The 20896-nt window shown below is 53.7% G+C and carries 22 protein-coding genes; 13 read left to right on the top strand and 9 right to left on the bottom strand.

Annotation, left to right across the window (positions count from 1 at the left end):
• Positions 1–2: 2 nt before the first annotated feature.
• The 4 genes from WC903_02085 to gcvPB are packed head-to-tail and all read left to right on the top strand — an operon-like array spanning position 3 to position 4238.
• Positions 3–1256, top strand: coding sequence for a bifunctional 3,4-dihydroxy-2-butanone-4-phosphate synthase/GTP cyclohydrolase II (locus WC903_02085; GenBank protein MFA5892746.1), 1254 nt, complete (start codon positions 3–5; stop codon positions 1254–1256).
• Positions 1222–1680 carry a 6,7-dimethyl-8-ribityllumazine synthase gene (gene ribE / locus WC903_02080; GenBank protein ID MFA5892745.1) on the top strand — a complete coding sequence of 153 codons (459 nt, stop codon included), beginning with the start codon at positions 1222–1224 and terminating at the stop codon, positions 1678–1680. The genes WC903_02085 and ribE overlap by 35 nt, the downstream gene beginning before the upstream one ends.
• A gap of 2 nt (positions 1681–1682) precedes the next feature.
• Positions 1683–2783 (top strand): sn-glycerol-3-phosphate ABC transporter ATP-binding protein UgpC, encoded by a 1101-nt coding sequence (gene ugpC, locus WC903_02075; GenBank protein ID MFA5892744.1) that lies wholly within the window; start codon positions 1683–1685, stop codon positions 2781–2783.
• Positions 2784–2789: 6 nt separating this feature from the next.
• On the top strand, positions 2790–4238 hold the full coding sequence (gcvPB, locus tag WC903_02070) for an aminomethyl-transferring glycine dehydrogenase subunit GcvPB (protein MFA5892743.1): 1449 nt from the start codon (positions 2790–2792) through the stop codon (positions 4236–4238).
• Here gcvPB and WC903_02065 read toward each other — a convergent pair.
• Complete coding sequence (locus WC903_02065; GenBank protein ID MFA5892742.1) at positions 4235–4750, bottom strand: hypothetical protein; 516 nt, start codon at positions 4748–4750, stop codon at positions 4235–4237. The genes gcvPB and WC903_02065 overlap by 4 nt on opposite strands.
• A gap of 77 nt (positions 4751–4827) precedes the next feature.
• Positions 4828–5436, bottom strand: coding sequence for a DNA-3-methyladenine glycosylase (locus tag WC903_02060; protein ID MFA5892741.1), 609 nt, complete (start codon positions 5434–5436; stop codon positions 4828–4830).
• An 88-nt stretch (positions 5437–5524) separates the two neighbouring features.
• Here WC903_02060 and WC903_02055 point away from each other — a divergent pair, with 88 nt between their 5' ends.
• Together WC903_02055 and WC903_02050 are read left to right on the top strand one after the other, a co-directional pair.
• Positions 5525–6244: a lipoate--protein ligase family protein gene (locus tag WC903_02055; GenBank protein ID MFA5892740.1), complete on the top strand. Its 720-nt coding sequence runs from the start codon at positions 5525–5527 to the stop codon at positions 6242–6244.
• The gene (locus WC903_02050) at positions 6234–9071 is read left to right on the top strand and encodes a hypothetical protein (protein MFA5892739.1); all 2838 of its coding nucleotides are present in this window, start codon (positions 6234–6236) and stop codon (positions 9069–9071) included. Before WC903_02055 ends, WC903_02050 begins: the two co-directional genes overlap by 11 nt.
• Positions 9072–9074: 3 nt before the next feature.
• Here the strand turns inward: WC903_02050 and WC903_02045 are convergent, their stop codons facing one another.
• Positions 9075–9707, bottom strand: a complete 633-nt coding sequence (locus WC903_02045; protein MFA5892738.1) for a DUF502 domain-containing protein — start codon at positions 9705–9707, stop codon at positions 9075–9077.
• A 55-nt stretch (positions 9708–9762) separates the two neighbouring features.
• On the opposite strand from WC903_02045, the gene WC903_02040 reads away from it, so the two are divergent.
• Positions 9763–9996, top strand: coding sequence for an Lrp/AsnC ligand binding domain-containing protein (locus WC903_02040; GenBank protein ID MFA5892737.1), 234 nt, complete (start codon positions 9763–9765; stop codon positions 9994–9996).
• Between the two features lie 3 nt (positions 9997–9999).
• Here the strand turns inward: WC903_02040 and WC903_02035 are convergent, their stop codons facing one another.
• Entirely contained in the window at positions 10000–11541 is a 1542-nt protein-coding gene (locus WC903_02035; protein MFA5892736.1) for a 2-isopropylmalate synthase, read from the bottom strand.
• 5 nt (positions 11542–11546) lie between these two features.
• Positions 11547–12113 carry a pseudouridine synthase gene (locus WC903_02030; protein ID MFA5892735.1) on the bottom strand — a complete coding sequence of 189 codons (567 nt, stop codon included), beginning with the start codon at positions 12111–12113 and terminating at the stop codon, positions 11547–11549.
• Between the two features lie 88 nt (positions 12114–12201).
• Here WC903_02030 and pfkA point away from each other — a divergent pair, with 88 nt between their 5' ends.
• Positions 12202–13164, top strand: a complete 963-nt coding sequence (gene pfkA / locus WC903_02025; GenBank protein MFA5892734.1) for a 6-phosphofructokinase — start codon at positions 12202–12204, stop codon at positions 13162–13164.
• Positions 13165–13280: 116 nt separating this feature from the next.
• Here the strand turns inward: pfkA and WC903_02020 are convergent, their stop codons facing one another.
• Both WC903_02020 and WC903_02015 read right to left on the bottom strand, forming a co-directional pair.
• A complete protein-coding gene (locus WC903_02020) occupies positions 13281–14489 on the bottom strand; it encodes a 6-phosphofructokinase (protein MFA5892733.1) in 1209 nt (402 codons plus the stop codon).
• 121 nt (positions 14490–14610) lie between these two features.
• Positions 14611–15591, bottom strand: a complete 981-nt coding sequence (locus WC903_02015; GenBank protein MFA5892732.1) for a class II fructose-bisphosphate aldolase — start codon at positions 15589–15591, stop codon at positions 14611–14613.
• 259 nt (positions 15592–15850) lie between these two features.
• On the opposite strand from WC903_02015, the gene WC903_02010 reads away from it, so the two are divergent.
• Genes WC903_02010 through WC903_02000 form a run of 3 tightly spaced genes read left to right on the top strand, consistent with a single transcriptional unit; the run spans position 15851 to position 18395 of the window.
• Positions 15851–17332 carry a hypothetical protein gene (locus tag WC903_02010; GenBank protein ID MFA5892731.1) on the top strand — a complete coding sequence of 494 codons (1482 nt, stop codon included), beginning with the start codon at positions 15851–15853 and terminating at the stop codon, positions 17330–17332.
• Positions 17333–17379: 47 nt separating this feature from the next.
• Entirely contained in the window at positions 17380–17958 is a 579-nt protein-coding gene (locus tag WC903_02005; GenBank protein ID MFA5892730.1) for a hypothetical protein, read from the top strand.
• A complete protein-coding gene (locus WC903_02000) occupies positions 17958–18395 on the top strand; it encodes a hypothetical protein (protein MFA5892729.1) in 438 nt (145 codons plus the stop codon). Before WC903_02005 ends, WC903_02000 begins: the two co-directional genes overlap by 1 nt.
• A 2-nt stretch (positions 18396–18397) precedes the next feature.
• On the opposite strand, the gene tpiA is transcribed toward WC903_02000, so the two are convergent.
• A complete protein-coding gene (gene tpiA, locus WC903_01995) occupies positions 18398–19135 on the bottom strand; it encodes a triose-phosphate isomerase (protein ID MFA5892728.1) in 738 nt (245 codons plus the stop codon).
• A gap of 14 nt (positions 19136–19149) precedes the next feature.
• Positions 19150–19773 carry an RNA-binding domain-containing protein gene (locus WC903_01990; GenBank protein ID MFA5892727.1) on the bottom strand — a complete coding sequence of 208 codons (624 nt, stop codon included), beginning with the start codon at positions 19771–19773 and terminating at the stop codon, positions 19150–19152.
• A gap of 69 nt (positions 19774–19842) precedes the next feature.
• Between WC903_01990 and WC903_01985 the strand changes: the two genes are divergently transcribed.
• Both WC903_01985 and raiA read left to right on the top strand, forming a co-directional pair.
• Positions 19843–20472 carry a ComF family protein gene (locus WC903_01985; protein MFA5892726.1) on the top strand — a complete coding sequence of 210 codons (630 nt, stop codon included), beginning with the start codon at positions 19843–19845 and terminating at the stop codon, positions 20470–20472.
• A 29-nt stretch (positions 20473–20501) separates the two neighbouring features.
• A complete protein-coding gene (gene raiA, locus WC903_01980) occupies positions 20502–20891 on the top strand; it encodes a ribosome-associated translation inhibitor RaiA (protein MFA5892725.1) in 390 nt (129 codons plus the stop codon).
• The last annotated feature ends 5 nt before the right edge of the window (positions 20892–20896 follow it).

Raw genomic sequence — 20896 nt, 5'->3', positions numbered from 1 at the left:
AAATGAACACGGTATTCAACTCGATCCAAGAAGCGATAGACGATATCAGGAACGGCAAGATGGTCATTGTGGTCGACGATGCCGACCGTGAGAATGAAGGCGACCTGGTCATGGCGGCCGAGAAGGTCACCCCGCAGGCGATCAACTTCATGATCACCCACGCCAAAGGGTTGGTCTGCGTTCCGCTGGCCGGCGAGCGGCTCGACCAACTGGAGCTGCGCCAGATGGTCGACCATAACCGCGAGACGATGCGCACCGCCTTTACCGTGTCCGTCGACGCGCACGCCCGTTTTGGCGTGACGACCGGCATCTCCCCGGCCGACCGGGCGATGACCGTTGAGGTCTTGATCAATCCCCGCTCGAAAAAAGATGACCTGGCTACTCCGGGCCATGTTTTTCCGCTCCGGGTCAAAGAGGGTGGGGTGCTGAAACGAGCCGGACACACCGAAGCGGCCGTTGACCTGGCCAAGCTGGCCGGGTTATACCAGGCGGCCGTCATTTGCGAGATCATCGACCGGAACGGTGAGATGATGCGGACGCCGCGGCTGATGGCTTTCGCCCGCCAGCACCGGCTCAAGATCGTGACCATTGCCGACCTGATCTCCTATCGCTTGAGCCATGAGAAGATGGTCAACCGGGTGACGGTCAATAAACTGCCGACCCGCCATGGCGAGTTCACGGCCTACGGTTACGAAGACCTGCTCAACGGCGAATACCATGTTGCTTTGGTCAAAGGGAATGTCAAAGGGAAAAAGGACGTGCTGGTCCGCGTTCATTCGGAATGCCTGACCGGCGACGTCTTCGGCTCGCTCCGCTGTGATTGCGGCGAACAGCTTGACCGGGCCATGCAGAAGATAAATTTCTGCGGCCAGGGTGTGATCTTGTACATGCGCCAAGAAGGGCGCGGGATCGGCTTAAAGGATAAACTGCGCGCCTATGAACTGCAGGAAAAAGGTTACGATACCGTCCAAGCGAACGAACTGCTCGGTTATCCGGCTGACCTGCGCGACTACGGCATCGGCGCCCAGATCCTGGCCGATCTCGGCCTGACGACGATCCGCTTGATGACCAATAACCCGAAGAAGGTCGTCGGCCTAAGCGGTTACGGCCTCAAGATCAGCGAGCGGGTGCCGCTGACCGTCGAGCCGAATGAGTTCAACAAAAAATATCTCCAGACCAAATCGCGGAAGCTTGGCCACATTTTCAAGGAGGTTGGTAAACATGGGAAAGGTCCTCGAAGGAAACCTGGATGCTAGTAAGCTGAAGTTTGGGCTCGTTGTTTCCCGTTTCAATGAACTGGTCTCGAAAGGATTGCTCGGCGGCGCGGAAGATTGCTTGCGGCGCCACGGGGCCAAAGACGCTAACGTTGACGTGGTCTGGGTCCCCGGGGCGTTCGACATGCCGCTGGTTGCCAAGAAGATCGCTAAGGATTACGACGCGGTCATCTGTCTCGGCGCCGTGATCCGCGGCGGGACGCCGCATTTTGAGTACGTGGCCTCGGAAGTCTCCAAGGGGATCGCCAAGGTGTCGCTCGATAGCGGCGTGCCGGTGATCTTTGGGGTGCTGACGACCGATAATTTGGAGCAAGCGCTGGAGCGGGCCGGGGCCAAACCCGGCAACAAGGGTTTCGCGGCCGCCATGGCGGCGATCGAATTAGGCAACCTTAGTAAGGAGCTGTAAACGTGGCAAGAGTTCTGCTGGAAAATGTCTCGAAATTGTTCAATGACGTGGTGGCGGTCAAGAATATCAATTTGGAGATCAAAGACAAGGAGTTCGTGGTGCTGGTCGGCCCGTCAGGCTGCGGCAAGACGACGACGCTGCGGATGATCGCCGGGCTGGAAGAGATCTCCGAGGGGAAGATCTCGATCAACGATCGGGTCGTCAACGATGTCCCGCCGAAGGACCGCAACATCGCCATGGTCTTCCAATCCTACGCCCTCTATCCCCATATGAAGGTTTATGACAATATGGCGTTCGGCCTGAAGCTGCGCGGCATTCCCAAGGCGGAGATCGACCGCCGGGTGCACGAAGCGGGCGAAATTTTAGAATTGTCCAAACTGCTCGACCGTTTGCCGAAACAACTCTCCGGCGGCCAGCGGCAGCGCGTCGCCCTCGGCCGGGCGATCGTCCGCAACCCCCAAGTCTTTTTGATGGACGAACCGCTCTCCAACCTTGACGCTAAATTGCGCGTCCAGATGCGGGCCGAACTGCAGCGGATCCACCGGACGCTGGAAGCGACCATTGTTTATGTCACGCACGACCAGATCGAAGCGATGACGCTCGGCCAGCGGGTCGCCGTCATCCTGAACGGCGAACTGCAGCAGGTGGAGGCGCCGTTGACCGTCTATGACCGGCCGACCAACCGCTTTGTCGCCGGTTTTATCGGCTCGCCGCCGATGAACTTCATCAAAGGGACGATCAGCCAGAAGGACGGTAAATACAATTTTACCTGTGAAGGCTTTACGTTCGAAGTGCCGGCTGATCTTGCTCCCCTCCTCGCCGGTTACGTTAACAAAGATATCGTTTTCGGCCTCCGGCCGGAAGATATCTGGGACGTCCCTTCATCCGGTTGGCTGGACCAGAAAGTCATCGTTGAGACCAAGGTCGACTTCCGCGAGTTGATGGGTTCGGACACATATGTTTACGTCAAGGTTGGTTCCGTTCCCTTGACCGGCCGGGTCGGGGCGATGGCTAATCCGATGCCGGGGACAAAATATGACCTGGTTTTCAATCTCCGCAAGGTCCATTTCTTCGATCCCGAGACACAAAAGGCGGTCATCTAACCGGCCATGGGCGAGGAGCTGATCTTTGCCAAGAGTTCCCCGGGAGCCAAAGGGTACTCTTTGCCCGAGCTAGACGTGCCGGGCCGCCCGCTGGAAGAACTCCTGCCTAAAGAGGCGCTCCGCGCCGAATTGAACCTGCCGGAAGTCTCGGAGCTGGACGTGGTCCGTCATTTTACCCGCCTCTCCCAGCAGAACTTTTCGGTCGATACCCATTTTTATCCGCTTGGTTCCTGCACGATGAAATATAATCCCAAGGCCAACGAAGAGGCGGCCAGGATAGCCGGGCTGGCCAATATCCATCCGCTGCAGCCGCCGGCCGAAGTCCAGGGGATGCTGGAGTTGCTCTATAACTTTGAACGTTATCTGTCCGCGATCTTCGGTTATGATGCGTTCACCCTCCAACCGGCTGCCGGGGCCCATGGCGAATTAACTGCGCTAATGATGATCAAGGCTTATCACAAAAGCAAGGGTCAAGGGTCCAGGGTCCGGGTTATTATTCCTGATTCTTCACACGGGACGAACCCGGCGTCGGTGGCGATGGTCGGCTTTGAACCGGTAGTGATCAAATCGAATGCGCGCGGCAATATCGATGTTGATGCGGTCAAGCAAGCGGTTGGCGACGATACGGCCGGATTAATGTTGACCAACCCAAACACCCTTGGCTTATTTGACGAGCATATCCTCGAAGTGGCGGAGATAATTCACCAAGCGGGAGGATTACTCTACTACGACGGGGCCAATGCTAATGCCAACCTGGGGATCTGCCGTCCGGCTGACCTCGGTTTTGATGTGGCCCACTTCAATCTCCATAAGACTTTCTCTACGCCGCATGGCGGGGGCGGGCCGGGGTCGGGACCGGTCGGGGCCAATAAAAAACTCGAGCCCTTCTTGCCAGTCCCGCGTGTTGTGAAGGAGGATTCGCGTTACGCGTTACGCGTTACGGGTTACGATAAATCTATTGGTAGAGTTCACGCTTTCCATGGCAACGTCAATGTGATCGTCAGGGCTTACGCTTACATCCGGTCGCTGGGGGCTCAAGGGTTAAAAGAAGTTTCGGAGCAAGCGGTCGCCAATGCGAACTACCTGATGAACAAACTTAAGCCGTATTATTATCTGCCGTACGACCGGACCTGCCAGCATGAGTTCGTCATTTCGGCCAAATGGCAAAAGGAAAAATACGGCATCAAGGCCTTGGATATCGCCAAACGATTGATCGACTATGATATCCACCCGCCGACGATCTATTTTCCGCTGATCGTCGAGGAGTCGCTGATGATCGAGCCGACCGAAAGTGAGTCGAAGCGGACTATGGATAACTTTTGTGACGTGATGATCAAGATCGCTAAAGAATGCGAGACCGATCCCGAACTACTGCGCCAGGCGCCTCATCATACCCCGGTCAGACGGGTCGACGAAGCCAAAGCGGCCAGGGAGCCGGACCTCCGCTGGCATTAACCTTTGATGCTTTGATCTATTTCTTGCAGAGCGTCAAAAACTGCCGCCGGATCATCTGATCCGTTAAGATCGACTCTTCCTTCTTTCGTACTAAAGACAAAGTGATCTTTATGCAAGGAAGTGCCGTTTTCACCCGTCAGCCAAGTGATAACGGAACTTAAATAATCTCTTATTCTCGCTTTGCTGATCGGAAGCCTTGAGTTGCTATCCCCATTATTCCCAAGAGCAACATCTTGAATAGTCAGCGTTTCACTTACATTGCCGCCAATTAATTGTTCAATTCCGTTGGCAATGCCCCGGCCAAGGTCAATATCCAGTTTGACCAGTCTTTCGGCAACCAGTTGCCCCTCTTGACGTACATCGTGTGCATGCTTGATATGCATTGTCCCGCTCATTACTTTTATCTTGGCTGATGTATCAGGGATGTTGGAACCAAGGCTTGGCGCCGGCCTTTTTAAAGTTACCCCGTTTAAAGCACCTATTGATCTTGAACTTACGCTCCAGCCGCTCATAATAATTTCCTCCTTTAAAGAAATATCTATCTAGAACATTATCGAAGGATATTTTAGAAATTTCAGTCAAAGATTAACTATTTGGAAACGAAGGGATTATCTTTTACAAAGAACCGCCAGTGGATCTTTGACCAGTAGGGGCCGGCGTAGTCTATTCCAATCCGGGGGGCCTTTTTGATGTCTTTTGAAGGAATAATTATTCCGCGATCTTCAATATAAAAGTGGGAACTCTTTTCGCAGAGGTCATGGCCGTTTAAAGATCTGTTCAGATTTAGGGCCTGGCATAGTTTTCCCGGACCGTTAGTCAGATTCGCTTCATTATTGGTCTGGCGGAACTTTTTCATCAGATCGAGGCTGTCAACCGGCTCCAGCGCCCGGACCAAAACGCATTCCGGCTCGTCCCTTCCCGCGGTAACAAAGTTCAATTGCAGATGCAGGCCGTAAACTAAATAAATATAAACATGACCGCCGCTGCCGTATTCAACCTCGTTTCTTTGGGTGCGCTTCCCTTTATAGGCATGAGATGCCTTATCCTTTTTGCCGACATAAGCTTCGGTCTCAACGATCATTCCCCCGATCTTCTGGCCGTGATATTCATGGATAAGAAATTTCCCGAGAAGAGATTTGGCGACTTCAAGAGTGGAGGGAAAGAAAAAATCGCGGGCTAACCTTGAGGGTCTTATCATGTTTTAATGATAGCATATTATGCGCTATAATTAATAAATGAAGAATTGCCGCCTGATACAATCTCCGCCTCAAAACGGGCAAAAAAACATGGCAACCGATCTCTCCCTGTTCAAGCAGTTTGAAGAACAGGCGGGCGGCCCCACGCTTAGGATATATTCATGGCGGCCAAAATGTGTTTCTGCCGGATATTCGCAAAGCATTGAAGAGGAAATTGACCTAAAAAAAGCGGAGTTGTTGGGTTGGGACATTGTTAAAAGGCCGACCGGCGGCGGGATCGTTTTCCATAATGAGGCGGAAACGACGTATTCTCTCGTCATGGCCAAAGATGACCCAATGCTGCCGAAGGGGCTGGTGCCGTCCTACAAAAAGATATCCGAGGCCGTCGTTTTTGCTTTGTTGTTGTTAGGGGTGAAAGCGGAAGTTGCGCAATCCTCACCCCGCCTCGCTGGCGCTCGGCACCCCTCTCCATCTCCGATGGAGAGGGGAATGAATTTCGACGATAGTCGAAAGAAAGGGGTGAGGAGTTTATGTTTCTCTTATCCGGCAGAATATGAGATAGTTGTTGACGGGCGAAAGATCGTTGGCAGCGCGCAGAAAAGGGGAAAAGTAGCTTTGTTGCAGCAAGGTTCGATCTTCGTTTGCCCAACACCGTCTTCTGCCTTCGAGTTGTTGAAAAAGAGCCACGATTTGCTCAACGCGATCAGCCTTGAGGAGCTCCTCGGCCGGACACCATCGGTTGAGGAGCTCTCGACCGCGCTAGTGAAAGGCTTCCAGGAAGTATTTGGGATAACATTCCATGAAGTTTAGATCTTGGTTATTGGTATTTGTCATTTGTTTTGAAGTTGGATGTTTGAAGTTTGAGGTTTCAGCCGCCACCTGGCTTGACCCGTCCCTGAAATGGCAAACCTTGGAAACGCCGCACTTTTCGATCCATTATTACCCTGAACTGGCCGGGACGGCCCGGCGCCTGGCGGAGGTCGCCGAAGAGGTCAACGAGACGATCACCGGAGTTTTCCGCTCCAAGCTGGAGATGAAAACCCAGGTTGTCCTCTTGGATATTACCGATTACGGGAACGGCTTCACGACCGTTTTTCCGTACCCTTGTATCACCCTCTACCTGACCGACTTGAGCGGCAACTTGGCTCCTTATAAATACGACAACTATTTACGCTATCTCTTCCTGCACGAATACGTCCACGCGGTCCATCTCGACCTGGCGGAGGGTGGTTTTACTCTGCTTCGGGCGATCTTTGGCCGGAACATCTTTCCCAATGCCTTGGAGCCGTGGTTCATGACCGAGGGGCTGGCGACTTACATGGAGACGCAGTACACCAATGCCGGCCGCGGCCGCGATCCCCGCTGGGAGATGATGATGCGGATGGACGTGCTGGAAGATAACGTTAAATCGATCGATCAGGCGGCGGTCGAGACGGTCCTCTGGCCGCAGGGGACGCTCCGCTATCTCTACGGGGTCAATTTTCTGGAGTATCTGGCCCGTCAATACCGCGAAGAGCGTTTGACCGCGCTGGCCCACATCTACGGCGATTATCTTTATTCCGCCGGGATCGACGGGGCCTTTGTCGCCCTCTACCAAAAGTCGCTTGGCCAGCTCTGGTCGGACTGGCTGGCCGACTCCCGGCTAAGATACGGGGCGGTCAAAAAAAGCCTTGGTCAATTGACCGTTCCCCGCTTGTTGACCGCCACTGGATATAATAACTTGAAGCCAAAATGGTCCAAAGATGGCCGATACATTTATCATTTCCAGCGCAATGCCGACGATTATCCGCAACTCCGGCGGATCGCCGCAGCGGGCGGAGGGTCGACCAAGGTGCTGGAAGGAATGTTCTACGACGACAATTATTCTTTTTCGCCGGACGGTTTGGCGCTCTATTTGTCCAAAGGCGATACTTACCGGAACTTTTACATATTCAAAGACCTCTACCGTTATGAGCTCTCCTCCGGGCGTCTGACCAAACTTACTAATGGCTTGCGGGCGAGCGACCCTGGCGTTTCCCCGGATGGGAGTAAGGTTGTTTTTGCCAAGAATGATAAAGGAACTAAGCGCTTGATGTTTATGGGGCTTGAAAGAGAATTGGAACCGCGAGGTTTACTCGCAGGTTCCAATGAGGGTAGCTCCAACTACTTTTCCCCAGTTTTCTCGCCGGATGGTCAAACGATCGTCGCGGCGAAACTGACCGGGCGGGGCGAACAGCGGATCGTGCTGATCGACCCGCGGACTGGGGACGAGAGAATTTTGACCGGCCGGCAGGGCTCGCCCGAAGCTCCGGTCAGCGAGGCTAACCCAACCTTCTCGCCCGGCGGCGATTACGCCTACTTTGAATCCGACCGGACCGGGATCGTTAATCTTTACGCCTATCATTTGCCGACCGGCCGAATGTATCAGGTCACGAATGTTTTGGGCGGGGCGCTGATGCCGGACGTCTCTCCGGACGGCAAGAAGCTGGCCTACGTTTCTTATTCCTCACGGGGCTACGATATCGCGCTGCTGGATATTGAGCCGTCCAAGTGGAAAAGCGTTCCTGTCGCGGTTGATGCCTGGCCCAGGTTGGAAAAGAATGATAATTTAACGGGAGACACAAACCAATATCCGACCCACGATTATAATCCCTGGCCAACCTTGCGGCCGCTCTTCTGGATCCCGGATTCGTATTATAACGAGAACGGGGCACAGACCTCGGTCTATATCGGCAGTTTTGATCCGCTGCAGCAGCATTATTATTACGCCACGCTTGGCTACGATTTTACTATCGGCCGGCCGGCTTATACCCTTTATTACGTCAATAACCAATTTCAGCCGCAGATCACGGCGGTCCTGACCGATTATTCTACGGCTTACTCTTTAGGCGGGACAACATATTGGGAGAGGGACCAGGAAGGGGTGCTGGCCTGCTCGTTCATTTCTAATCGGGTCTTTTCCGAATACGACAAACAAATACTGACTGTTGGCCTGGAAAACCTAAACCTGACCAATATAAGCAGTCTCGACGCGTTTGTTCCAAGGCCAAATACCGGCAACCTGACCGCCCTATACGCTTACTGGCGCTATCTGAATACCCGGGTTTACGCTAAGTCGATCAGCCCGGAAGATGGGATCGATGTTGCGCTGAAGGTTGAAAGATTCCTGCCGGAACTGCAGAGCGACTATAAATTTACCAATTATAGCGGGGCCTTGAGCTCTTATAGTAAAACGTTGTTCCCTCATCATGTTCTGGCCAGCCGATTAAGCGGTTATTACAGCCAGGGCGACCGGTTAGAGCAAGGAAATCTGACCTGGCGGTACCTGTCGGTCCGCGGGTATCCTTACGGCCTGGACAAGGGGAACAAAGGGGCCTCCATGTCGCTCGAATATCGTTTCCCGCTGGGTTATACGGAGCGAGGTTTCCTGTATGGGTTCACCTTTATCGACCGGCTTTGGGGAGCGCTCTTTTTCGATCTGGGGGGTAATTCGTTCCAACCGCTTGCTCAACTCAAGTTCAAGCGAGGGATCGGCGGTGAACTTCATCTCGAGGCCAACACGATGTTCGGCGGCGTGCCGCTCCTTTTCAAGCTTGGTTATGCTAAAGGGTTGGACGACGGCGGCCAGGAGACGACTTATTTTACTTTCAGTCTTTAGCGGTTAAGATTCTTTCTTGATCGGGAGCTCCTGGGAGAGGTCGGCCGGTTTCAAGACCCCGCCGGAGATAACATATTTGAAAGCGTCCTCGATCTTCATGTCGAGCAGGATGACCTCGCGGGCCGGTACCATGATCAGGAAACCGGTCGCGGGAGTGGGGGTGTTGGCGATAAAGACATTGATCATCTTCTCTTTGGCCTTTGTTTCGATCTCCGGGGCGGCATCAGAGGTGACAAAACCGACCGACCAGACCCCTTTGCGCGGATATTCCACGATGCAGGCCTTGCGGTATTCATCGGTCGTCTTGTGGACGAAAAGGACATCATTGACCTGTTTGGCGGAAGAATAGACCCCTTTAACGATCGGGATCCGATAAAGCAGGTTCTCGCCGACCTTGATCAGTTTAGAACCAAAAACATGAGTGGCCAGGAAACCGGTCAGGAAAATTATGGCGATCAGGGTGATGATGCCCAGGCCGGGGATCTGATGGCCAAAAAGTGCGGCAAAGAGCCAGCCGAGGATCCCGTCGGCGAACTGAAAAACGATCGTGATCAACCAGAGGGTGACCAGGAGCGGCAGAAGCGCGATCAGCCCGCGCAGGAAATACGAACCGGTTTTTTGCCAAAAGCCTTGCATTGTTGAAATTATATCACCTAATGGTATACTTTGAAAAGAGAGGAGGTGTTTTTAAATGACCAAAGCTTATATTCTAGTCGAAGCGTTGCCGGGGAAGGCGATCGAGTTGACCAACACGATCAAGGGGTTAGCCGGGGTGAAAACCGTCCACCTGGTGACCGGGCCCTACGACGTGATCGCTTTCGTGGAAACGCCCGATCTCAAGTCGCTGGGCGATTTCATCGTCAAGAAGATCCAGGCGACCGGTTGTGTCGCCCGTACCCTGACCTGTATCACGGTCGAAGAGTAGCTCTTAATCCATATTCCGCGCCAGGTTGTTCGCCCGGGCAAAGATTAGCCGGTTAATTGCCGCGAGGTAAGCCTTGGCGCTGGCGATAATGACGTCGAGCGCTGTGCCATGGCCGCCGTAGATCGTCTCCCCATCCTTGATCCTGACCATCACTTCCCCCTGCGCGTCGGTCCCTCCGGTGATCGCCTGGATGGAATAGTCGACCAGTTGCGGCTGGAGCCGGGTCAGCTTATCGATGGCGCGATAGACCGCGTCGACCTGGCCAACTCCCCCTTCCTTGGTTGAGATCTTTTCCCCTTTGAATGATAAAGTTACTTTCGCTTCGGGCTGGCGGTCGGTCCCGGAGCTGGTCTCGATACTGACGATCGAGTAGGTCTCCGGCACGATATAGACCTCGTCGGCAACGATCGTTTCCAGGTCGCGGTCGCTGATATCTTTTTTCCGGTCGGCCATCTCCTTGAACTTGTTAAAGGCCTTTTCCAGATTGGCTTCGCTTAGAGCGTACCCCATATCTTTCAGCCGGTCGGCGAAAGCGTGCCGGCCGGAATGCTTGCCGAGGACGAGCTTGTTCTCGGTCAGGCCAATATCTTCCGGCCGCATGATCTCGTAGGTATTGGGATCGATCAGTACGCCGGCCTGGTGGATCCCGGCTTCGTGGGCGAAAGCGTTGGCCCCGACCACCGCCTTATTGGGCTGGACCAGGATGCCGGTCAGGTTGCTGACCATCCGGCTGGTCTTATAGATCTCTTTCGTATTGATCGCTACTTCGGCGTCAAAATAGTCCTGGCGGGTCTTGAGCGCCATGACGACCTCTTCGAGCGCGGCGTTCCCGGCGCGTTCACCGAGGCCGTTGAGCGTGCATTCGACCTGGGTGGCTCCGGCTTTGATCGCCGCCAGCGAATTGGCGGTGGCCAGGCCAAGGTCGTTGTGGCAATGGACGGAGATCGTGACGTTCTTTTCTTTAATCAGCGGCACGTTCTTTATGATATTCTCGACCAGTTGGCCGTACTCCCAGGGGGTTGTGTAACCGACCGTGTCCGGCACGTTGATGATGGTGGCCCCGGCTTCGATCACGCCAGTGATCACTTTATAAAGGAATTCGTGGTCCGAGCGGCCGGCATCCTCGCAAGTGAATTCGACATTGGGGCAGAGCGACTTTGCATGTTTCACCATCTTGACCGCCGTTTCGTAGACCTTCTCCGGCGTCATGCGCAGTTTTTTCTCCATATGGATCGGCGAGGTGGCGAGAAAAACGTGGATCATCGGTTTAGCAGAGTGTTTGACCGCCTCCCAGGCACGGTCGATGTCTTCTTTTTTCGCGCGGGCCAGACTGCAGATATAGGGGCCCTTGATCTGCTGGGCGATCGCCTGGACCGAGTCGAAATCGCCGGGGGACGAGATGGCAAAGCCGGCTTCAATTACGTCGACGTTGAGTTTGGCCAACTGGCGGGCGATCTCCATTTTTTCTTCAGGGTTGAGCGAGGCGCCGGGCGATTGTTCGCCGTCCCGAAGAGTTGTGTCGAATATCTTGATCTTTTTTGCCATGATCATCACTCCTGTTTTAAAATTTTATCATATCGGTCGACCAATTTATACTCCCCCGGCTGTAGGGTGCCGAGCTGGAGCGGCCCGATGGCGATCCGGACCAGGCGGAGGCAGGGGAGGCCGACCGCCGCGGTCATCCTTTTGACCTGATGGTTCTTTCCCTCGGTGATCGTTAATTCCAGCCAGCTAGTCGGTTTATTCTTCCGGAAACGGATCGGTGTTGGTCTTGGCCAAAGGGTCGGTTCCTGGTCTAATAGTTTGGCCCGGGCGGGGAGGATTTTTCTCCCTTTTATTATTACCCCTTGCGCTAGTTTGGCCAGTTGCTCCGGAGTGGGGAGACCTTCGACCTGGGCCCAGTAGACCTTTTCCTGTTTATGTTTGGGGTTGGCCAGGCGTTGGTTCAACCCCCCGTCATCGGTCAACAGGAGCAAGCCTTCGCTGTCTATATCCAGTCGGCCGACCGGATAGACCGCGGCCAGTGGGATATAATCTTTAAGGGTGGGCCGGCCAAGCTCATCGCTGAACTGGCAGAGGACCCCGTACGGTTTGTTGAAGACGACGTATTGGTACATAGTTTATTATACAACATAAAGTGTGGGATTGATTTAATCGTCCAATGCGATATAATTCCGAAGCGGGAGGGGAAACATGAGTAAGAAAATTAAAACTATCGGAGTTCTGACGCCAGGTGGCGATGCGCCGGGGATGAATACCGCCATTCGGGCGGTAGTGCGGACGGCGATCTATAACGGCTTGAAGATCTACGGCATTGAACGGGGCTGGCAGGGGATGATCGACGGCAAGATCATTAACATGGAACTTAGCACGGTCGGCGGGATCATCAACCGGGGAGGGACGATCCTTCATACCCACCGCTGTCCCGAGTTCGCCCAGAAAGCGATGCGCAAGAAGGCGTTCGACAACCTCCGCGCTTATAATATTGAAGGGCTGGTCGTGATCGGCGGCGACGGCTCGTTGCGCGCCGCGCACGAACTTTACAAGGAATACGATCTGCCGACGATCAATATCCCGGCCTCGATCGATAACGACATTTACGGCACCGACTACAGCATCGGCTTTGACACCGCGGTCAATACGGCGGTCGAAGCGATCGACAAGATCCGTGATACGGCCACTTCTCATGAGCGGGTCTTTGTCATCGAAGTGATGGGGCGGTATAACGGTTTCATCGCTCTTGACGTCGGTCTGACGGCCGGGGCCGAAGCGATCATCATCCCTGAAGTGGCCTTTAACCTGGACGCTATCGGCCAAAAGCTCCGCTACGGCCAACAGCGCGGTAAATCCAGTTTTATCGTGGTGGTGGCGGAAGGGGCGGCCAAAGCGCACGATGTAGCCGCGGCTTTGAAGAAGAAGACTACCCTGGACGTCCGGGTCTCTATCCTCGGCCATATCCAGCGGGGCGGGTCGCCGACGGCGCTGTCGCGCGAAGTCGCCTGTAAATTAGGGGCGCGGGCCGTGCAGTTGCTGATCGAGGGTAAAGGAGCGCTGATGGTCGGGATCCAGTCGGACAAGATCATCGAAACACCGACCGAAGAGATCATCCGCCGCAAGAAGAAGATCGATCTCGCCGCCTACAAGCTGGCGAATATGTTGGCCACGTAACTCACTCTCTAACTCATCCCCCTGACCCCCTTCTCTTAGAAAGAGAAGGGGGAGGCTTCAGTTTCCAAGAGCGTTTTCACCCCCTCTCTTTTTAAGAGAGGGGGATGGGGGGTGAGTTAATAGTAGTCGGCCGCGTTGCGCATCGAGTAGAGCTGATGGTCTTGCGGGACGAAGCGCCCGCCTTTAACGTCTAACAGGTTGCGCGACATGATCACGTCGTTCTCCAGGCCAGGATAGACCCCAAAAACTCCCTCTTTCATGAAACTGAAGATCGCGTCGCCATAGCGGAGACCGAGGATCCGGTCCATCACATGGGCGACCCCGCCGCGGATGGCGTGGCCGCAGTTCTGATAGCGGTATTCAAACCCCTTGGTGTGCTTTTCCAGGATAGCGAAAATATATTCGCCGATCCCGCCGAGCTGTTCGTTGCCGAACGAGTCTTTTTTCTTCGGCATCTCGTGGCGCGCTTTGACCAGGGCGTATTTCGGATCGGCCATCACCGTTTCCAGCATCTTCTGGTGTTTCTTATTGATCTCGTCAGGATAGTGGGTGTCAAATAAACGGGCCCCTTCAGAAACAACGACAATGCAGTGCTGCTTTTTGGCGATCGACTTTTCCACCTGCTTGATCACTTTATCCATATCGAGGACCTCTTCGGGGAGGAGGGTGACCTCGGCGCCGCCGGCGATCCCGGCCCACATGGCGACCCAGCCGGCATGGCGGCCGAGAAGTTCAACGATAAAACAGCGATTATGGGATTCGGCGGTCGTCCGGATATTCTCGATAAAGTGGACCGATTCTTCGACGGCCGATTCAAAGCCGTAGGTCATTTCGGTCCCGTAGACGTCGTTGTCCATAGTCTTGGGGGCGCCGAACATCGGGAAAACGAACTGCTGGCCCAGTTTCCCGGCCGCGCCGAGCGTATCGTCACCACCCAGCACACAAAGGCAATCGATCTTCAGATTTTTCAAGGCCTCCATTGCTTTCTCCGGGGCTTTCGCTTCCAGATTGGCTTTGGAGAAGAGGTTGGTGCGGGAGGACTTGAGAATAGTGCCGGCTACTGTGAAAGATTCCTCGATATCAATCAGGCTCAAGGGTTTAACGATCTTGTCGAGCTCGGTCCCCGGATCGCGGGTCAATGACTTCCACCCCTCAAGTAAACCGACCAGCTCCATTTGCTCGTCTTTCGGCAGGGTGAGGTTCGCCTGGTTGATCCGGCGCAAGAGGCCGACGATGACCGCGTTATGCCCGGCGCAATCGCCGCCGCCGGTCAGGATGCCGATCCGTTTGATATTGATCTCTTTGCCTTGAAATTTAACTTTCATCTGTTAGCTCCTTCTTAACTCATCCCCCTGACCCCCTTCTCTTTTTAAGAGAAGGGGTGGCTTCAGTTTTCAAGAGCGTTTTCACCCCCTCTCTTAGGAAGAGAGGGGGATGGGGGGTGAGTTATCCCTTTCCCGCCGATCCGAGAACGTTCGTGTTCTTAGCCACGATCAATTTCTTTAGTTCTTCTCTGGCCGGTCCCAAATATTTTCTGGGATCGAATTCACCCGGCTGTTCGGCGAAGACCTTGCGGATGACCGCGGTCATAACGAGGCGGCCGTCGCTGTCGATGTTGATCTTACAGACTGCCGATTGGGCCGCCCGGCGGAGCTGTTCTTCGGGGATGCCGACCGCGTTATCCATCTTGCCGCCGAACTTATTGATCATCTGGACATATTCCTGGACGACGGAAGAGGCGCCGTGCAGAACAATAGGGAAGCCGGGCAATCTCTTTTCCACTTCGGCTAAAATATCGAAGCGGAGCGGGGGGACCGATTCCCCCGGCTTGACCTTGAACTTGTAGGCGCCATGCGAGGTGCCGATCGAGATGGCCAGGGAATCAACGCCGGTCCGTTTGACAAAATCCTCGACCTGGGCCGGGTCGGTATAGGTGTGCTTTTCCGCTTTGACCTCATCTTCGATGCCGGCCAGGACACCGAGCTCGCCTTCGACCGTGACGTCGAACTGGCGGGCATATTCCACGACCTGCTTGGTCAGCTTGATGTTGTCCTCGTAAGTGTGGCTGGAGCCGTCGATCATGACCGAAGAGAAACCGAAGTCGATGCACGATTTGCAGAGTTCAAAAGTATCGCCGTGGTCAAGGTGGAGACAGACTGGAATATTGCTCTTCAGGTCTTTCCGGCACATCTCAATTGCTCCCTGGGCCATGTAGCGGAGGAGGGTCTGGTTGGCGTATTTCCGGGCGCCGCTCGAGACCTGGATGATGACCGGCGAATTGCTTTCGGCACAGCCGCCGATGATCGCCTGCAGCTGCTCCATATTATTAAAGTTGTAGGCCGGCACCGCGTATTTCCCGGCCATCGCCTTTTTAAACATTTCCCTGGTATTGACGAGTCCCAATTCTTCGTATAATTTCTTTGCCATTTTTTTCTCCTTTTACCATTTAATAAGATCAGCCGGTCCGACCAACTTTTATTCTATCATAAAAATTAATATTAAATAAGGTGAAATTTTATTGTGATCACATGGATATATATCCGGACTGAATTGGACCTCGATCATATAAGTCAGTCCCGGGGAGTAAAAAATGAGTTTATTAGGAGCAGTTCGGCAAATGGCGCCTCTTTTAACCAGATCTGTTGTTAGGGAGGTTAGGGGGTCTTTTTCAGCGCCCAATAAAAGCATGCTAAGAACGATCGTAGGGGCGGGATTGGTTGCGGCCGGACTGCTTAACTGCGGCGGGAAAGTGATCGGCAATAATGAAAATATAGTTCAATTGCCTGAAGACGCCGGCCTGCCGGATATTCATGTTCCGGATAACCATGTTCCGGATGCCGTCATCCCGGATGTTAATAAGCCCGATGTTACTCCGGATATCCATATTCCCGATGCTCCCTTTGATATTAATCTGCCCGATGTTCAACCCGATATAATGCCCGATGTTCAGCCTGATACAAAGCCGCATGTCTGTGGCCCCGGTGAAGTTCCGCTGGCGGCCGATCCCGCCGATCCTCTGGCCAGGCAGTTAATGCCGGCCCTGGCCTCAAATGGCCAAGCCTACGCGGCGACTTGGATCGACATGAGAAATAATGTTTTCAGCAACCGCTTCAGGCCTTTTACGGTCTTGGGAGAAACAAACAAGGAAACGGAATTTCAGGGTTCATTCAGTATGAATACGTTTGTGGCGAGCTCACTGGCCTGGGACGGCGAGAAATTCGGGGTTGTCTGGGGAAACGAGGGGATGGACCTCTCTTTCTTCTCCGTTTCTCAAACCGGCGAGAAACTCGATCAAGGCCAGAAGCTTTTTACGCTCCAGTTTGGCGACAATAACCCTTCGCTCGCCTGGTCGGAGGCCTGCGGCTGTTACGGTTTATTGTGGAACGATAGAGAGTTTGGGCCGGACGGCGGGCTTAGTACGCCTGAAATATACTTTTTGCGGTTAGCGAAGTCAGGGAAGCCGCTGGGAGAAAAGATCAACATAACCAACAATGAGGAGTATTCATACAATCGGACCGGGACATCGATCGCGGCTACGACCGCGGGCTTTGCGATCACCTGGACCGATTATGCGTTGCCGATTTCGGCAAATACGGGGATTTACGCAAAAATGATCACCAAAGAGGGAGTGCCGATCGAACCCAAAATCCTTATCGCGAGCGGTTTGAATATTCATCCTTTGCTGCCGCCCCACTACGGGATAGGGACGATGCCGGCGATCGCGTCAGCCGGCGATAAATCGGCGATCGTCTGGTCGAAGAAAATTGCCTGGGACCACAGCGAACTGCACTTAACCGGTTTATCGGGCAACGGCCAGATAACCAAAGACGTTACCATTACCGATTCGGCGGCGGGCAACCTCGATCCTTCGATCGTCTGGAGCCCGGAGCGGCAGGAATTTGGGCTGGTTTGGGTTGCCGCCAGCGGGCCGCAGGACAACAGCGGCTTGAGATCGGTTTTATTTACGCGCGTTTCCCAAGATCTGACCTTGATCGGCTCTCCGCAGACGGTTGCGCAGACGGATGGGAATTTTTATTACGATCCTCCCCAGATCGCTTCGACCGCCGATGGCTATGCTCTGGCTTATGGCAGCCAGTCGATACAGTCGGGGTCGAAATATTATCAGAGCTATTTCAATTTCGTTTACTGCGCCGGAGGGGATAAATAAGAGGTTGTGGCCGCGATCGATCATAATGTTTTGGAGCGAATAATACAGTGATATTTAATCGGATCTGTAATCATGTTCCTTATCGTGTTTCCTGGTCAGGTCTTAAGAGCGCGCTGTCTATCCGGCCAAATTTAGCATCTTATGAAGCGGAGGCAGGAGCGGGCAAGCTGGGATTAAATAAACTCCGCCGACTGGTTAATTATATGGATAACCATCGACAATCCTTTTCCCGTGAAGAAAGGGCAGCAATAGAAGGGATGATAATTTCGCCTATGTCGTGTGAAAATGATCAAAGATCTCGGGACTTGGCGCAAAGAGGATATAATATATTAGTTTTGTTAGACAATGCCGATAAACTTAAGCCCGCAAGAGTTGTCGATGAGTTTAGACTTGATATCCCTGATGTTGCTGAAAGAGAAGCGGTCCCTCCGCCGGCCCCGTCGATGTATTCAGAAACGGAAGTTATAAAATTCGATCCTCAAGGACAAATTGGACAAAGAGTAGAAGCAGGGGCGATTATACCTAACGGGATGAGACCTCAGATTAACATCTGGCAATCTACTTGTGAAGAACCGCAGAACAGTATTGCTGATGCGGTTTTAAATTATATAAAAGCGGAAGAATAATGAATTTAGAAAGAATTGCAAGAAATATGATTCGAATGGTTCCGGTCCTGGCTTTAGGGCTCTCTACAGGCTGTTTGCCAGGTAAATCCGGCTGGCAAAGGTTTATTGAAAAAACGAATACCATGATAGTGGCTGCCGGGAAAAAGCATGGGTGTGTCGGGCGGGGGGAAGGGGAAATTGAGATGGATTCTATGATGGGAGATTATATTGCTGAAAATATCGCTAAAAATAACGCCTATACGGATTACAAGCTAAGATGTGTTGATCCCCAGGCTTTAAATGTTAAGATCGATAAAGAAAATGGCGTCATCGTTGGGATTATGGCTAATGGTTCATTGCTGAACATTAGATTGTTTGACTGCGGCAGGCAAAATTATTTTGATCCGACTGGAGAAAAGTATATCTCAACCGTGGCGGTTTGCGGGCGAAAAAATTAAGACTAATACTTGATCAGCTTTATAAAACTATCAACCTTTAAGCTCGCTCCGCCCACCAATCCCCCGTCGATATCCGGTTTGGCCATCAATTCTTTGACGTTATCCGGCTTGACCGACCCGCCGTAGAGGATGCGGATGTCCGCAGCAACGTCTTTCGGTAATAATTTTCGAATATAAGCGTGAACTTCCTGGGCTTGCTCCGGAGTAGCTGTTTTACCGGTACCAATTGCCCAGACCGGCTCGTAGGCAATAATGACTAATGACCAATGACTAATGTCTAATGAATGCAGGCTATTTTTGATCTGATTTTCAATGACCTTGAATGTTTCTCCTTTTTCTCTCTGCTCTAGCGTTTCTCCAACGCAAACGATCGCGTTAAGATTATGTTTGATGGCCGCTTTAAGTTTCTTGTTGACCGTCTCGTCGGTCTCGCCGAAAAACTGCCGGCGCTCGGAGTGGCCGATGATGACGTAAGTGCAACCGACTGCTTTGAGCATTGGCGCGGAGATCTCGCCGGTGAACGCCCCTTCATCCTCCCAGTAGAGGTTCTCGGCCCCGATAAAAACAGTGCTCCCGTTGGCGGCGACGCTGCAATCTTTCAGGTTAGTGTAGGGGGCGCAGATCAGCACGGTGCAATCGTAGCTCTCTTTCAGGTGGGGCTTGAGGGCGTTAATGAAGTCGACTGATTCGGTCGCGGTCTTGTACATCTTCCAGTTCCCGGCAATAATGGGCTTCCTCATTTTTTTCTTCCTTTCTATTCTTCGCGCGGCGCGACAATGATATAGCGGGTGGAGCGGCCGGCCCCTTCGGACTTGACCAGCCGCTTGTCTTCCAGCAGGGTCATCTCCAAGTGGGCCGTTTTGTGGGAAACGTTAAAAGCCTCGCGATATTCCCGGTTGGTGATCGTCCCGTGCTCGCCGATCAGCTGCAGCGCCCGGATCTGGCGCTTGTTCAGCCCCTTGCCCGACCAGGGGTTGGTCATTTCCTTCTCCTCGTTCTCCTTGGCGGGGCGGGAGAGGTTACCGTCGCGGACATAACAGATCTCGTCCGTGCGGTACGGTTTGTCAAGCCCTTCGGGGACGTTGATGACCAGGATCTTCTTGTCGGACTTCTCGATGATCTCGACCGTGGGGGTGATGGCGGGGGAGACATGGTTCCGGCCGATGTTCTTGAGGGTCTCTTCCAGCCGGCCGTCCGTTTCGATGCCGATCAGGTGCTTGTTCTTGTCGTCGATGCCGTAGACAAGCCGGCCGCCGTCGGCGTTGGAGAAACCGACCATTTCCCGGGCGATGTCGTCCTCGGCGGGAATGTTCTTCTCGAATTCGACCGACTGGCCTTCACCCTGTTCGAGCAGCTCGAGTATGTCATCCCAGGTCATGTTAGGGATAATATACCATATGGTATAATTGTATTCAATGACTAATGACGAATGACTAATGACTAATTAATGAGCAATTTATTCGGAAATTTATTAGACCTGATCTTCCCTCCGCGCTGTGAGGTTTGCCGCCAGAGCGGCCCGGAGCCGCTTTGCGCCGCCTGTTTTACCCAGATCAAGTTCATGAAGCCGCAGCTTGGCATCCATTCCGCCACGGTCTACGGCGGAGTGGTGCGGGACGCGCTCCATCGGCTCAAATTCCAGCGGCGGAAAAAACTGGCCGAGGCGCTGGGGGTGGTCCTGGTCAAATATCTGGCGCAGGTGGAGTCGCTGCAGCTCAAAGAGATCGATTGGCTCGTCCCGGTCCCGTTGCATCAGAAACGGGAGCGGGAACGCGGTTTTAACCAGGTCGAACTGCTGGCCAAGGTTATTGGCCGCTATTATGAACTACCGGTCAAGAACGCGTTGGCGCGGGTCCGCAACACGCACGCCCAGTTCAACCTTCCCCGGGAAGCGAGGTCGGTTAACGTCAGAGGGGCGTTCCAGGCCGTTGATCCGCCGGCGCTAAATGGCCGCAGGGTCCTTCTCCTGGACGATATCTTTACCACCGGTGCCACGGTTGCCGAATGCGCCCGTATCCTCCTGGCGGCGGGGGCCAAACGGGTCGAAGTCCTGGCCTTGTCGCGAGCCGTGGAATAGTGTTACAATAAGCACGGGAGGAAAACAACATGCAGATAACGATATCCGGCCGCAATTTCGATCTTACCCCGGCGATCAGGGATTATGTCCAGGGAAAAGCCGCGAAACTTGAGGAGTTCTTCAAGAATATCCAGAAAGTTGAGGTCATCCTGGAGGCGCGCAAAATTAGTGACCTTAACCGGAGCCAGGTAGCGGAGCTCCGCATCTGGCTGGCCGGGAACAAAAATATCCAGGCGAGCGAAGGGGCCAAGGACATCTACGCCGCTTTCGACCTGGCCTTGCAGGAAGCCAAACGACAAGTTGAGAAACATAAGGAAAAACACCTCGATGAGAAACGCCGCCGGGGGGCCCGTTTTAAGTTCCTGGCCCGGCTGAAGATCCCCGGTTTCGGTACCCCGGCCCCCGAGTCAGAGCTGTGACCTCG

It is taken from the genome of Candidatus Margulisiibacteriota bacterium (genome assembly GCA_041658645.1).
In the GTDB taxonomy this organism is placed as follows: Bacteria; Margulisbacteria; WOR-1; order O2-12-FULL-45-9; family XYB2-FULL-48-7; genus JBAZZV01.
Note: the sequence above shows the minus strand (reverse complement) of the source record. Positions and strands in the feature narration are given on the sequence as shown.